The sequence below is a fragment of the Chthoniobacter sp. genome (assembly GCF_040003245.1).
Lineage (GTDB): Bacteria > Verrucomicrobiota > Verrucomicrobiia > Chthoniobacterales > Chthoniobacteraceae > Chthoniobacter.
The window spans coordinates 1-15,005 of sequence record NZ_JBDUCX010000168.1 but is presented as its reverse complement, the minus strand read 5'-3'; the positions used below and the strand labels follow the sequence as shown (position 1 = coordinate 15,005).

8 protein-coding genes and 1 CRISPR repeat array are annotated in these 15,005 nt (G+C 58.9%); of the genes, 5 read left to right on the top strand and 3 right to left on the bottom strand.

The genetic code is table 11. The features are described from left to right. From ABJF10_RS20730 to ABJF10_RS20720, 3 genes are all read right to left on the bottom strand, one after another. Positions 1 to 1,210: hypothetical protein (locus tag ABJF10_RS20730; RefSeq protein ID WP_348546518.1), on the bottom strand; the 1,210-nt coding region annotated here is incomplete at its 3' end. 921 nt (positions 1,211 to 2,131) lie between these two features. Then, positions 2,132 to 3,106 carry a hypothetical protein gene (locus ABJF10_RS20725; protein WP_348546517.1) on the bottom strand — a complete coding sequence of 325 codons (975 nt, stop codon included), beginning with the start codon at positions 3,104 to 3,106 and terminating at the stop codon, positions 2,132 to 2,134. Next, on the bottom strand, positions 3,099 to 3,998 hold the full coding sequence (locus ABJF10_RS20720) for an ATPase (protein WP_348546516.1): 900 nt from the start codon (positions 3,996 to 3,998) through the stop codon (positions 3,099 to 3,101). Before ABJF10_RS20720 ends, ABJF10_RS20725 begins: the two co-directional genes overlap by 8 nt. Positions 3,999 to 4,647: 649 nt before the next feature. Here ABJF10_RS20720 and mobF point away from each other — a divergent pair. From mobF to cas2, 5 genes are all read left to right on the top strand, one after another. After that, positions 4,648 to 7,599 (top strand): MobF family relaxase, encoded by a 2,952-nt coding sequence (mobF, locus tag ABJF10_RS20715; protein WP_348546515.1) that lies wholly within the window; start codon positions 4,648 to 4,650, stop codon positions 7,597 to 7,599. Positions 7,600 to 7,602: 3 nt separating this feature from the next. Then, positions 7,603 to 8,001: a hypothetical protein gene (locus tag ABJF10_RS20710; protein WP_348546514.1), complete on the top strand. Its 399-nt coding sequence runs from the start codon at positions 7,603 to 7,605 to the stop codon at positions 7,999 to 8,001. Positions 8,002 to 8,133: 132 nt separating this feature from the next. After that, positions 8,134 to 12,270, top strand: a complete 4,137-nt coding sequence (gene cas12b / locus ABJF10_RS20705) for a type V CRISPR-associated protein Cas12b (RefSeq protein WP_348546513.1) — start codon at positions 8,134 to 8,136, stop codon at positions 12,268 to 12,270. A 41-nt stretch (positions 12,271 to 12,311) separates the two neighbouring features. Continuing rightward, on the top strand, positions 12,312 to 14,195 hold the full coding sequence (gene cas1, locus ABJF10_RS20700) for a CRISPR-associated endonuclease Cas1 (protein WP_348546512.1): 1,884 nt from the start codon (positions 12,312 to 12,314) through the stop codon (positions 14,193 to 14,195). Positions 14,196 to 14,227: 32 nt separating this feature from the next. After that, positions 14,228 to 14,515: a CRISPR-associated endonuclease Cas2 gene (gene cas2 / locus ABJF10_RS20695; RefSeq protein WP_348546511.1), complete on the top strand. Its 288-nt coding sequence runs from the start codon at positions 14,228 to 14,230 to the stop codon at positions 14,513 to 14,515. A gap of 271 nt (positions 14,516 to 14,786) precedes the next feature. Then, positions 14,787 to 14,969: a CRISPR direct-repeat array (repeat unit 36 nt; unit sequence GTCGCCGCCGCCGTGAGCGAAGCGAGCGTGAGGCGG). Positions 14,970 to 15,005 lie beyond the last annotated feature (36 nt).

Here is a 15,005-nt window from a genome sequence, read left to right as displayed (position 1 = left end):
GAATGGCGGAAAGCAGCCCTTCGGCGTTTCGATAATCGTGCTCGCTGAAACGATCCGTTGCCTGCGCCATTTCCTCCGCGTCGGGCTCGATCTGCGCCGAGTCTCCGCCTTCTTGCTCCCGCTGAGGCGCGAGGAGCATTTCCGCGAGACGCCGCCCGTCGGCAAGGTGAGGCGGCCACGGAGGGAGAAACGCCCCCGTCAAACCCCAGGTGGTCGCGTCGTCGAGCCGCGTCTCAATCAACGTGAGCGAGCACCTCAAGACTGACGCCTCCAAGTCGGGCAGCACGCCGAGAGCGCGCGGGCGAAAAGCCTGCCGCGCATGTTCCCCGAGCCATGATTCGTTCGCATCCATGACGAGGACATGCAACGCGGAGTGCCGCGACTGGCAGGAATGAATGTGCTTTTCCAAATCGGCGACGTGAATGCGCTCGTGCGCCTCCGCTTCCTCGCCATGCTCCTCGACGGCCGCGAGGATCTCGTTGTCGGCATCGATGCGCGTCCGTAGATGCTCGCGCGCCTCATCCAGCGTGGTGAGAATTTCGCCCACCCAGTTCACCTGCGTCACATCCCGACGCGCGATGTCGAGCGCCCGCCGCACCTTTTGTTCGTAAGCGGTGCTGATCGCCACCGCCTGGCGCGCCGTCGCCACTGCTTCGCGAAAACGTCCCCGCCCGATCTGGTATTTCAAGACGGCCGCATTCGCCGCATGCGCGTCTTCCACATCGAGGCCGAGCGTGCCCGTGTAGATATTGATGCCCTCGACGGTCGCGCGATACAGCGGCTCATCGTTCGCTCCCAAGACTTGCTGGAGATAGTGAAAGCTCACCTCACGGCAAACCTGTACTGCACCTTCCACCACTCGCACAGTTTCGCAGAAGGCCCGCCGTCGTTCACTCTCATTTAGTAGAAAATCCAAAACCGCCGTCGCGACCTCCACGACGCGGGCGACATCCGCAACCGGTTCCGCTGCGACGATGAGCGGTTTCAGCGCGAAGACGATTTCGTCCTGCGATGCTCCCGCCGCGAGCCCCATGTGCTCGATCACCGCGTCGAAAACCATCAGCGCCAGCGTGCGCAAATCATGATCTTTGAGATCTTGATTCCGCGCGGCTTTCGCAATCTCGAAACGATGCAGCGGCTCCATGCGCGCCAACGTCGCGACCCGCCGCGGCAATGCCACCTGCCAGGTTTCGAACGAATTGTTGCTCACCACCTGTAGATGCTACTCGGGAAGAGCTGCTTGAGATCAAGTCAAAACGTGGGAGGCGCGCTGGCGCCGCGTTTGGTAAGCGACCCGAGTTTTACTACTCCCGGCTCAGTAAATTTGTGGTGGTCGGCTCTGCGATTTTGTTTGGACGTGCGCGCCTTTTGCGAAGGAATGCATGTTGCGTTGACGCCATTTCCGCTTCAGCGCGGCTCTCAAAGAGCGCCACGTCGCCCCGGGCATCCTCCCTATTGTTATAAGACATTTGGCTCGAAGGAATCGGATTTGCCTACTTACAAGTGGGCTGGGTTGAACACTCACTTCTGCGCCGGGCGGTCTGGAGCACACACCTTTCTCTCCTCCTTCCAGGCCCCGCGCCAACTGAGCGGGGGCGAGCGAAAGCAAGGAGGCATCAGCAAATTGGCCGGCGCGAAGCCTCCCCAATTTCCCCTGGAGGCTGAGTAACGGCCAACTTACTTCTGGCGGGCGGAGGCCGCAGGCGGCGTGACGGCTTCCTGCTGGCGCGCCCGCGTGGAGGGGCAGGCATGCGCGGAGCTTCGTAAGCGATGCATCTGCGCCGCCCCCGCAGCGAAGCGGGAGGCCGAAGGTGCGGGCGCAGGTGGACCGAAGGCCGGAAGCTCAGCAAGGAGCGGCGTAGATGTATCGCCCTCGCCCCCACTTCCGGGAGTCTGTGGTGGAAAGATGGCGGCACAGTCTCCCACGGCGAAGCCGCGTCAGGAAGGCGTTGCGGAAACCTGGGTTTCTGCTGGGATGGGGAGTTGAGAGACCGGTGGGCCAGTGGGCGGGCTCGAACCGGGGAAGGGTGCCACCCTTCCCCGCCCGAAGCGCGATTTACCACAGGAGAAAGCGCGGGCAAACCGGAAGTGAAATGCCGCGCTGTTTTCGCAAGCAACGAAATCTATTCTATTATCGCGGTTGAAATTTACCCGAGGGCGACTGGGGATCCCTGGAACGCGGTAAGATTTCCACAGCCTTGACGAAGACTACGCCCTGCCTGCGCCCGTCCGCTTCACGAACCTCCGCCGCTTCTGCTTCGTCAATCACTACCGCAAAACTGCGTGGGATCGTTTTACCGGCGCTATCAGACGACGGAAGCACATGAACGCCAACGCCCAACTCGGCGAGTTTGGAGAGAGTCTCACGACTCGTATCGAGTTGGAGGACGGCTGCGGTAAATCGTCGTTCATAGCGCTGCTCAAGATCATGCTTGAACCATGCAATGATGAAGCTGCACGTCATGATCGCGACGGCCAGCAGACCGGCGGCGATACCGCCGAGGTGAACGCGCCGCCATCGCTCCACGGCACCCTCCGCGGCAGTCGTCGCCTCGCAAACACTCCCGGCGCTGGCAGCGAGATCTTTGAGCACTCGCTTGAACGGAAGGAGGGCCTCCTCTTCGATCTGGCTCTTCACTTCTCTGACAACCGCGCTCGCATCGACAGAGGTGGCAGCCTTGCGCAAGGCGCCTTCCGCTGTGGCCAAAACGCCGATGGAACGCGCGTTGGTATTGGCGTTGCGTTCCGCGGCCTTTTCGAGAACCGCCAACATCTCGCGCTGGTGCTCCTCCTGCCCCGCGAAATGACTTCTCATCGCCGCCAGTCTTTCCGTAAGCGGCTCCATTAACTCCGCATGAATCTTCTCCGGCAGGCTGGCTAAAAATGCGCCGTTTGCCTCCAAGAGAAGCACCAAGGCGCTGAGTGTGTCGCCGCTTTTGCGCGCTTCGAGCCTGCGCAAGTAGAACTCCCAAGCCGCGTCACGCTTTTGCGGGTCGGAAAGGTGCGAAATGGCCGCACGCCAGTAGCGGCGCGAATCGCTTTCCTCTGGAGCGCATGTCTCCACCTTCACCGCTTCGTCAATCCGGTCTGTTTGGTCGTCATTCATCGCCGTTCCCCAGATTGATCGAGGAGCCGCGTCGGTGAATGATGCTCGGCGGCACGACTGGCTTCGGAACCGGGATGCGCTCAAGGGAGGCCGTCGGCAGCAGGTGAGAGGCAATTTGATCGAGACGGCTGAAGAATTCTCCCAGCCAGTCCTCCAGAATCATTTGATGGCCAAGGTCAAGTTCGAGAGTGGGGTCACTGAGTGCCTGGCTCGGAGAAAATGCCCGTCCGAGCTTCGCCTCTTGAGTTCTCAGGTAATTGCGGGTGTCGGTGAGCAGAGGCGGGATGTCGAGACGCGCGGCTCCGAGGTGCCCAAGCTGCTTCTCCAGCGCACTCCGTTCGTAAAACCGCGTCGTGGGAACGCGGGCCAGATTGCGAACAACGATCCAGTCCACCGTGTCGCCGAGCGCATCGACGGTGCGCGCGATGTCATCCATGTCGGAAATCTCGTCGATGGGATAAACCATGACGGTGGCCCGCGCCTGTGCTGCCGCCGCCATCTGCGGGAAACGAACCATCCGAAAGGCTCGCAGAATCGTTTGCTCCATGTGCGCGCTCGGGTCGATGACCGTGACCTCAGCCTTGGTCACACCGCGCAGGATACGGACCACCTGGCCTTCGGGTTCGGCTGTCAGCGGAACAAAAGAGACATCATCAGGGAGTGCCGTACTCAAAGTACGATTGGAGGCGTCCAGGTCGAAGCCCTTCCATTGAATGCCTCGCGCATTCATCCATTCACATCGAGCGATAGCTTCCGTACTTTTGCCGAGATTTCCCCTTGTCTGGATCGGCAAGACGAGGCGGTGTAAAAGGCCCTGGCGTTCCGGCTCGATGGTTGAGGCGGGACATGAAGTTTCTGCGGGTTGGTGGTCGGGTTCTTTGGTTTTGCTCATGGTTCTTGGTCGGTGGTGGGGTTGAAGAAGCTGCGTGCCCGCGCCCGGTCTGTCTTCGAAGCGTCCCCCGATCGGGCGTTTCGCGAAGGGGCAGGCAGTCGATCCAGAAATGCTTCCGCCGTGGGTTGGGGGTGCTGTTTGAGCCATCGCGCGACGGTGCTCTTGCTCACCTCAATGCCGTGCTCGCGCAGAAAAGCGGCGATGGCCCGCAGGCGCTTTCGTTTGCGCCGCAGAGCCCAGATTGCCTCGGCGAATGGATCAAGTTTGGAACGCGGAGGATCGGCCTCGGCGCTCTCTGCCGCCGCTAGAACTTGATGCGGATCAACCATGGCAAAGCGAAGGCCAAAGCGGGATTGGCCGCGAAAGCGCCGGTCGCGAGATGGGACGAGCGCGGAAAAAGACAGGACATTGCGCCTCAACGCGGGACATCACAGAGGACACGCCGGGTCGGAGCGCTTCGCGTGGCGCGATTTCGCGGATTGTCCCATCTTCAAAGCCTCGGCTTTGACGTATTGCGTCTTCCTTAAATCCAACTCCCCTCCTCCAATGTTGGGGAGGTAACAATAGCGGCTCGTGCATGAGGGAACGCTAGCCGGGAACCTAGTTCCCCTTGCGCCAATCCGGGCGCAGCTTTCAATTCCGAATACGATTGGCTGATCGCGTGTTCACTCGCGCGAAAATCTATGGTGGCGAGCGCTACCTCAAAAATCACCTCTCCGCGAACGACTACTATGCCGAGGGGGAGAAGGTGGTCGGTCGCTGGGTTGGTCGAGCAGCCGAATTTCTCGGGTTGAGGAATGATGTGGACGCCGATCAATTCGAGGCCTTGCGTGAGAATCGGCGTCCCGAGAATGGTGAGCGCCTGACTCCCCGCACGAAAGACACTCGCGAGCCGACTGTTCGTGAGGTTCGGGAGGCATATCGACGCGAGCATCGCCGTGAAGGTTCCGATGCCGAGATTGCCAACTTTCGTGTTGCCATGAAACCGCTCGCGAATCGCGTCGCCTTCTACGATTTCCAGTGCTCGGCGCAAAAATCAGTGTCCATTTTAGCCGTCGTGGTCGGCGACGAGCGGCTGCGGCAAGCTCATGAACGCGCCGCTGGAAAAGCTTTCGCCGAGTTGGAACAGTTCGCCGCACGTCAAAAGAACACGCTTCTCGTTCGTGACTTCGAACTGACCGGAAACCTGTGCGCCGCCGCCTTCACCCATGACGCCAGCCGCGCTCTCGATCCGCAACTGCACACCCATTTCGTCGTGGCCAACGCCACTCGCGATGCATCAGGCCGCTGGTACGCCATGGAAGAGTGCCAGATGCTTAAAGCGATTCGGTATGCGGGGAAGGCCTATCAGAACGAAATGGCACGAGAGGTGACGGCGCTTGGGTACATCATTCGCGAGGCGCGGGACGGCAAACGTCAAGTCACCGGCTTTGAGGTGGAAGGTGTGCCCGACGAACTGTGCGCTCGCTTCGCCAAACGACGGGCGGAGATCGAGCGCGAGATTGCGGCCTTTCAGCAAAAACACGGGCGCGAGCCAACGACCATAGAAATTTCCCGAATCACGCGGGAGACGCGCGATTTGAAGCTCGCGGAAGTCACGACGCGCGAGGTTCGAGATCAACAACGAGCGCAACTCTCACCTGCCGAATGGAAGATTTTGAAGCAGCTCAAAATAATGGCTGTGGCTCGCGCAGCGGTAAATATGAGCCGCGAAGATGGGCAGGAATCGGCAGCGCTACGAGCCTGTGTCGCTCATCTTTTCGAGCGGCAAAGCGTTGCACGTGAGCACGAGGTTCTGGCGGAAGCACTCAATCAAGCGCTCGGCTCGGTGGACCTCGGCATTCTCAAAAAGCTCGTCAAAGATGGGAGGGCCGATCTGGTTGCGCTTACTGTTGGACCTGCGCTCCTCGGCGAGTTCGCCACCCGTCGCGGGCTGGAGTTGGAGCGCTGGGCTGTCGCATTTGTTGATGCGACGAAAGGCCGGTGTTCGCCGCTGAGTCCGAGTTTTGAACCCAGCGAACGGCTTTCCGTTGAACAAAAGGAGGCGGTGCGAGCGATACTCTCAACGCGCGACCAAGTGTTCAGCCTGCGCGGTGTGGCTGGGGCGGGTAAGACGACGACCCTACGAGAATTGCAAAAGGGCTTGGCTGGGCGGAAGGTTCATTACGTTGCGCCCACGGTCGCCGCCGCCAAAGTATTGCAGGGCGAAGGTTTCGGCAACGCCACCACGGTGGAAGATTTCCTGCAGAATGTATCCCGACGCGTTCCATTGGCGGAGGCCGTGGTAGTCTGCGATGAGGCCGGACTCAAATCGAACCGCCAAGGCGCGGAGTTGCTCCGTCTGGCCCAGAAATACCGCCTGCGAGTGGTCTTCGTCGGCGACGTGCGTCAGCATGGCAGTGTTGAGGCAGGAGACTTCCTGCGAGTGCTGGAAACACATAGCCAGCTTGGGCGCTGCGAAATCCGCGAGATTCGCCGGCAAGCTGCCGCCCCCGAATACCGGTCGGCAGTCGAGCGGATGGCCGCTGGAGATGTTCGGGGCGGTCTCACCGCATTTGACCGCTTGGGCTGGATCAAGGAAGGGAGCGCCGATTACCTTCGTGCGGCGGCTGTCGATTACTTGCGTCTGACGGACGATGGGAAATCGCTGGAACGTTGTTTGGTCGTCGCCCCCACGTGGGCTGAGAATTTTTGCCTTACCGAGCGCGTTCGGGAAGAATTGCGGAACCGGGGTCGCTTGCCCTCGGAACGCGTGGCCTTCACCGTTTACGATTCCCTCCGGTGGACCACTCAGCAGCGACGCAATGCTCGCAATTATACCGCCGGGCAGGTCGTTTCCTTTGCCGTGCCCAGCGGCGGATGGCAAAAAGGCGAATCCGCTCAAGTGCAGCGAGTGGAAGCAGGTGAAGTCTGGGTCGAGGCTGAAGGCAAAGCACCACGGCGCCTGGATCTACGTGCGGCCAACACCTTTGATGTAGGGACCTCCCGTGCGCTTGATATCGCGATCGGAGATAAGGTGCTTATCCGAGCCAATGATCGGAAACGAGGTTTGATCAATGGACAAGTGCTCACTGTCGAAAGACCCCAGCCCGACGGTTCACTTCGAACTCGGGAAGGCGTGACGATCCCCGCAAGCTTCCGACAATGGTGTCACGGTTACGTCGTCACTTCGCACAAATCCCAAGGCCGCACCTGCGATCATGTCATCGTTGCCGCTGAGAAGCTCGACGCGAAGGCTGCCTACGTCGCTTGTTCGCGCGGGCGGCTCTCGTGTGCAGTGCATACGCCGGACAAAAAGCGGCTTTTGGCCCTGCTGCCGGAAGGCACTCGCCGGGCTGCGCTCGACGCGCTTCACAAATCCCAGCGGCCCACGATCGCTCCCTCGATAGCTCACCGCGCCGAGGCTTGGGCTCGGCTTGTTCGTGACACTATCGAGCACTCGGTCAAACCCGCAGGCGCTTGGATGCGGCAGCGCATGGAGCGGGCGCGGCAGATCGTTCAGCGCTGGCGAGGGCACGCCGATTTCGTCCGACAATCACACCATGTTGCGCACCATCGGGAGCAGTCGCAGGCGGCGCGGAACATATCTTCTCGCATCTAATCCATGATCAAAACCGCCGACAAGAAAGCCGCTGCCGTTCTTCTGAATCACACATGTTACGAGGAAGGCACCCAACCTTGCCTGGGTATCACCTTCTGCCCTACGGACAGCATGCAGCGATTTGCGCCCTATGCATTTCTTTCCACCGTTGATTTCGATGGAACGGGCGAGATGATCTTCCGCTTAACCACATGGACGGCCACGGTGCGTGGCGAGAACCTTCAAGCTCTTTGGAAGGCTGTGCGGGAAGGCTGCCTGACGCTGGTCCGGGAGCGGAATCGCACCTCTTCTACGGAAGAGCCGTGGGTCCGCGAAATCGCTTTTAGCGAAGCCGATTCAGACGCGGACGTGCGTGTCACAGGCCCGGCTTATCCTAGTGTTGGCCGTCGCATCTCGACATAAACCGTCCTGCCAGGCGGCAAGACTCGTAGCGCCGTCAAAAAGCTAGCGCGGCGAACGGCGCGTGTTCAGTGGACGCCAGGAGCGGAAATTGGTAGAAGAACGGTCCGCCCAGTCCGGTGGGCGCTTTCCCACATGAACCGCATCTACCAAGGCCGCGTTAGTCGCGTTGAACTTCCGAATCCGAGCGCGGGGCGAAGAACACCGGAAGAACCGCCGTGGCTTGCCTTCCATCCCGATCTGAAGCGGGCGCGATTGGTTACGCTCCGTTGCGCGGAATTGCGCGCCGAGGCCGCGCTGCAGCGATCCGAGCGCAACGGGCAATGCGAGCCGAAACCTGCCAAGCCCGGAGCACTGAAAGAATTTGATGATCTGACCGCCGAGTCGAGGAAAGCAGGCCGCGTAGTTCTTTGGAAACATCACCGACGTTTCCAAGACGCGGTAAACTTCTATTTGGCCGCTTTTGCCGCCTTTATCCCGGCTGACTGTGACAATGAGGATTGGCTGGAATTTCGCAGCGCTCTTGTTCGCAGTTGGGAGAAATTCGCGGGACGCCAAGGATCGTGGTCTCGGCCATTTGCAGTTGTTTGCAAGCTCGTCGGCTGCTCACCAAAGGCGTCCTTCGATGATTTTCGCCGCCGTTTGCTTTCGATCACCGGATCGAAGGCAACTGATGCCGACAGGTTTGCGGCGCTTGAACAGATCTTCCGTCCTGTCCGTGAACTCGTCGGACAACTTGAGGAAGCGGATCAGCCACTCGATGACTCCCTCAAGGGCGTGGCCAAAAGTCTCTCGAACAAACTTTCGGCTTTGGCGTCTCGCGTATCCGGCGAAACGCCGGATGACATCAAGGGCAGTCAGCATCATCGGGCGCACATCGCAGTGACGAAGGTCGAAGGAGGTGGTGCGCTCGTATGGGAGGAGGTATTCGCATTCAAAACAACAGAAAGTAGCGCCGAATGGCCAGCGATAGAGGCGCGAGTCGAAATTCCGAAAGTCCTTGAGGAGCTTATACGCTCTCTTGACGAAAAAGCGGCAACGGCGAAGAAAGCAGAAACGCAGGCAAAGTTTTCGGCATTGGCGAGACAACTGGAATCACAGCGCGCATCCTTGAAGACTTGGTGCGACGAACCTGGAACAGAATGGCCGGCGAAAAAGCCAACGCGGACCGGACGTGGAGGCGACGACATGAAAGTCGCGATGCTGTTCGCCCTACGCCCCGACCTCGACGGCTTTCGTGAAGCATTTCTTGTCTTCAACCAAAAGCACCTGAAAACTCCTGCGACCGTTACGGCTGATGCCGTGCAGACTGCTCGAATGGCCAGTGGAGTCGAATGCCGCGTTTTTCCGTTGTTCTGCGATCTTCTAACGAACCGGCTCAATGATGAGGCAATCGACAAAGGCGTCTGGTGGGATTTTGAGAGGCAGGCTTTTTTTGAGGTGTTCACAAAAATAGGACAGTTTCTTATCACCGAGCGGAAGTTCGCGATTCGTCTAAAAGATGCGGAGGCAAAGATCGCCTCGGTTAACTCATTGAAGAAAACGGATGCTCGCCTCCAAGCCGTGGAGCTGCTGGCACAGGAACTGGCAGGCGACGCAGTTGATGAACATGGCCACCCGCGGCTGTATTCGATCCGAGACCGAACACTCAAGTCGTGGCCGAAAGTTCGGAAGGCGTGGGGAGAGCTTCTTGCAGAACAGCCGAACGCCTCACTCGAAATGCTTGTAGCGAAAAAAAATGAGCTTCAGAAGAGGTTCCGCGAGCGGTTCGGCAGCCCCGCTCTCTTCGATGGGTTAGCGCGATTCCCGGAAATTTGGAACCATGATGAGGAACGGGATCATCTTCGGACATGGGCTGACTACGTAGAGGCTTGTGAAGAGAAAGAACACCTTGAAGCTGAGCGCACATTCGCGCCAGCGCATGCTCGATACTCACCGCGCTATTTTAGGTGGTCTGAGACAGGTAATCGAAGGCATTTACCTCTCGCCGCTATAGGTGATGACTTTGTGGTGGAGGTCGATGCGCTTGATTTCATTTCCAAGAAGAAGAGCAGACTGCGGCTGCATTTTAGCGCACCCCGATTGCTGCGTGATGGGCTGCGTGGGCCCAATGAAACGCTGGACGAGGACGACAAGGACCAAATATGGATGCCTCCAGCACTGCGCGCGCTCGTGAAGGAACGAGGATGGCCCTGCGACAAGCAGACATTCAGCGGGACATCCGTGCGGCTTGCTCCGACCTCGATTAATGACGTTCAGCTTGTGTTCGAGCCGACGCTAGATGCTGAAAAGCTATCGGCAAAGTGGAGAACGGAGTTTCCGTTCGAGCCATCCCGCCGGAAACGTGACGGGGCGGGAGACTGGGTGGATGCTGGTTTAGCCTGGCCGAAAGAAGGAAAGACGCCTCGCTGGTTAAACGCTGGTAAAATGAGCTGTCTTGCGGTCGATCTTGGTCTCACCAACAGCGCCGCGTGGCACGTCTTAGCTGCAAACGCTGGATCTACGCCACAGACAAAGGACCGTCTTGTGCATCGGCTCAATCCTGACTCAGAATCGCCACCTTGGTTCGTCCGTTCCATCGCGAGCGGCATTGTTCGTGTAGCTGGCGAGGATCGGTGGGTGTTTAGGAAAATCACCGATTACGACCGCAAGAGTCGGAGCAAAAAGATCAGAAAGGCGTTGGCGCAAGGGGACGCGGCCGCAACGCATACATTTCTTCCGGAGCTTTCCGGGCGCGCTGGACGAAATGCCGAGCCGGGTGAGTTGATTGAGGCCGAGCGGCTATTTGCAATGCTAAAGCCCCGAGGTTTCGACATCGACGAACGAATTCCAGACTGGAAATCACGGCTTACTTTCCCAGAGCAGAACGACGAACTAATCTGGGGCCTGAAACGATTGCGTTCGCAATTGTTTCGCCTGCACCGCTGGGCTGAGCAACTAAGGAGTGATACAGTATCCAAGTCCTACCAAGCTGCCTTGGATAACATCGCGAATCTCACCGGTGACGATCCGTTAGTTGAGCTGAAGGAACTAACCGAGACGCTGTTCGTCCGAATTTCCGCGTTAGCCGTGGATTATCTGAATATTTTTCGAGACTTACTTCCTACGGTTGCAGATCGGATACTGCCGTCCCGGCGCGGACGATGCGTGTGGCGACTCCGCCCTGATGGATGGCACCAGATGACGCTCGATGAATCTCGTCCGCGAGAAGACACCCTGATTGCTGGACAACGTGGTCTCAGTCTCATTCGTCTTAACCAACTGCGTGATCTCCGCCAATTAGCTCAGTCTCTCAATCACCGATGCCGCCACAAGATAGGAGAACGGTATCAAATGCGGCGGAGCGAAGTGGTGCCGGAACCTTTCGAGGGTTGTCGGCGAACGTTAGAAGACGCGAGGGAAGATCGCGCGAAGCAGATAGCGCACGAGATTTTTGTTGCGGCACTCGGTGTCGAGCTCTCGCCGCCTCCGCCTGACAAGAAAAAGCGAAAGCAGATCGAATCACTTCACGGAGTTTATCGTTGTCTGGATCGTGGCCCGGTAAACTTCATTGCGCTCGAGGATTTGGCTCCATATGGCATGTCTGGCCGGCAGGGTCGTCGAGAGAACCGACAACTGGCCGCATGGGCGCATCGCCGAATTCATAAGGTGCTTGAAGAATTGTGCCAGCTTGTAGGTTTACCAATCGTGTTGGTGCAGCCTGACCTGACCTCGCACTTCAGCGCCAAAGACCACAGCGCTGGCTTTCGAGCCGAAGAGGTCCGGAAGGGCGACTCGCGTTACTTCCTTTGGAAGAAACGATCTGAGACCGAAGATGGAGCGGATTGGCGGGAATTTATCGATTTCTACGTTCAACTTCTACCGGACCATAGCCTCTTTCTTCCAAAGCGTGGGGGAGAAGTATTTATCCCGCTAATTCCAGTTTCTAATGTTGTATCGAGCGAGACATTCTACCATGCCGATCTTAATGCAGCGTATCGCATTGGCCTGAGGGCGCTGGCGCATCCAAACCGAGCAGAACTAGCTCTTATTACGTGGCTACCAGCGGATAATGCACGATTAAAGCCCGGCAAATCAGCCTCAAAGAAAGATGTGCCATATCTGGTGGACGTAGCCGGAGCCTTGGGGTCGAAGCGGCATCCAAGTTGCCGATTCCCTGTAGTGCGCAGGGACGCTGAAATCTGGGAAAAGATTTACGGCGAACCCGCGTGGCGGCGTTGTATGGAAATCAATCGTCGCCGGATTTTGGCGATGGACAAAATTCCAATGTAAGCCGCCGCCATTCGCATCAAAACTCAAACTGGAAAACCCGTATGCCTACCCGCCGTTCATCTCCAAAACGAAGCACGCGTCTCGGACGGGAAAGAGAGCGTGATCCAGCGCAGGAAGAGCTTCCGCTCGATGCGATTCAACAGAAAATCCATGCGGCGCTCGCCGCCACTTTAGCTGCGCCAGTGACGCCGCAGGCGGAAGCCGTCGCGCCACTGGATGCGCCGGTTTCACTTTGTGAGCCGCCACCCGTTTTGCCCGAGGAGCCCGCGCCGCTGATGCCCGTTCGGCGACTGCAGAACTATGCTTATTGCCCGCGGCTTTTCTATTACCAGTGGGTCGAGAATCTTTTTGAGGAAAATGCCGATACGGTGGAAGGTTCCGCCGCGCATCGGCAGACCGACAAACCATCCGCTTTGCCGGAAGATCCGAAAGAGCTGGAGTTGCCCGAGGGCGCGCGTTTGCGGAGCCTTCAGCTTGAGAGTGAGACGCTTGGGCTCGTGGGCAAGATCGACGTATGCGAGGGGACCGGTGATGGCATCGAGGTGATCGACCATAAGAAAGGAAGCGCGCGGCGGGGAGAAGGCGGCGAACGACTCGCGAAGGAATACGATGCGGTGCAGGTCGCGGCGTATGCCCTCCTGCTCCGTGAGCAGGGACAGACCGTGAACGCGGCGTCCATCTACTACGCCGCTGATCGCCGGCGTGTGCCTGTGCTCTTGACTGATGAGTTGCTTTCTCAGGTGCTCCGTATGCGCAATGAAGCGCGCACAGTGGCAGCGAGTGGAAAGTGTCCGCCGCCTCTCCGCGACGACCCTCGTTGTCTCTACTGTTCGGCGTATCCGATCTGCCTGCCCAACGAGTCCGCGTTTTGGTCGGCGCCCAACAGCAAGCCTCCTGAGTTGAAGGAGGCGCCCCGGCCTCCGGGTGACGACGGCGAATTGCTCGTCGTGCAAAAGCCTGGCTGCACGGTCGGCCAGCGTGGCGGTGAGTTTGTCGTCAGTGAGAAAGGGAAGGATTTGCAGAAATTTCCGCGAAATCAGGTGCGAGCGATTTACCTTTTCGGCGCGGTGCAACTCACCGCGCAAGCGACGCAAAGCTGTCTGGAAGACGGAATCGACGTTGGGTATTTTTCGCCAGCGGGAAGATTCCTGGGCCTGCTGCGTGGATTGCCCGCGAGCGGCGTCGATGCGCGGTTGGGGCAATACCGGATGTTTGGTGAGCGGGGAATTCGCCTCAAGATCGCACGGGAGGTCGTCCGGGCGAAGATTCACAATCAACGGGTGATGCTGATGCGCAATGGCGATGCGCCTGATCAGACGTTGCGCCGCCTGGCCGACCTGCGAGAGCTGACGGAAAAGGCCGGCGATCTCGATATGCTCCGCGGTGTCGAAGGAACCGCCGCAGCGCTCTATTTCGAGCACTTCGCAACGATGCTCTCGACGCGTGCTGGGATCGATTTTTCCTTTACCGAACGCAATCGGCGGCCGCCGCGCGATCCGCTCAACGCCTTGCTCTCGCAGGGATACAGCATCCTGGCCAAAGAACTGACCGGGGTGTGCCACGCCGTGGGGCTCGATCCGTTTCTGGGCTTCTATCATCAACCGCGCTACGGACGGCCTGCGCTGGCGCTCGACCTCATGGAGGAATTTCGACCGCTGATCGCCGACAGTGTGGCGCTTTCGTTGCTCAACCGGGGCGAACTTACTATCAATCATTTTTCGCGAAGCGCCTCGGGCTGCTTCCTGCGCGAAGAAGGGCGGAAGATTTTTTGGGAAGCGTGGTTCCGGCGCTTGGATTCGGAGGTGACGCATCCGCAGTTTGGCTATGCCATGAGCTACCGGCGCATGCTCGAAGTGCAGGCTCGGCAGCTCTGGCGTTACGTGCGAGGAGAGGCGGAGCGGTATTTCGGATTCACCACTCGCTGACGGTCCTTGACCACACTCACTCTTATCTTTCTATGCGGCATCGGGTTCTCGTCTGCTACGACATTTCCTCAGACAAGCGTCGCGACAAAATCGCGAAGGCGTGTGAGAGCTACGGCACGCGCATTCAGTTCTCGGTATTCGAATGTCCGCTCGATGAGCTGAAGCATCAGCAACTCAAGGCGGAACTCGAATCGCTCATCAATCGCGATGAGGACCAGGTGCTGTTCGTGACACTCGGTCCCGAGTCTGGCGACGCTTCGCTACGAATTGACGCGATTGGGCGTCCTTACACAAAGCGCTCGCGAGTTGTGGTCGTCTGAATTTGGCGCTTGCCGACGCGACTGTTGAGGTGTGCTTTACCTTTGGCCAAGTGCCACCGACCACTTCTCTTCCGCCATTGGAGAAGCATGCTCTTTGACTTCGCGAGTGCGGCAGTGCGAGACCAGCCCTCTAGGCACGCTCGCACGCTCCTGCTGACGGGCCATCCCAGTCGGCTGGAACCTGCGACGCGTGACTGGCGGTGATGATAAAACACGGGCGCTCGCCTGAGATAGCTTAAAGCACTTGGGTTGAGCTATTTCCTGCGAGCGGTGTCGCCGCCGCCGTGAGCGAAGCGAGCGTGAGGCGGTATAAAGGGGCTAGTGATTAAGTTCACTAGCCCCTTGTCGCCGCCGCCGTGAGCGAAGCGAGCGTGAGGCGGATGAACTCCGAAACCGAACTCCAAGTTATCCCACCGTCGCCGCCGCCGTGAGCGAAGCGAGCGTGAGGCGGCATGATCCCGAGGAAGTCCGCGTAGGCCAGCAGCGTCGC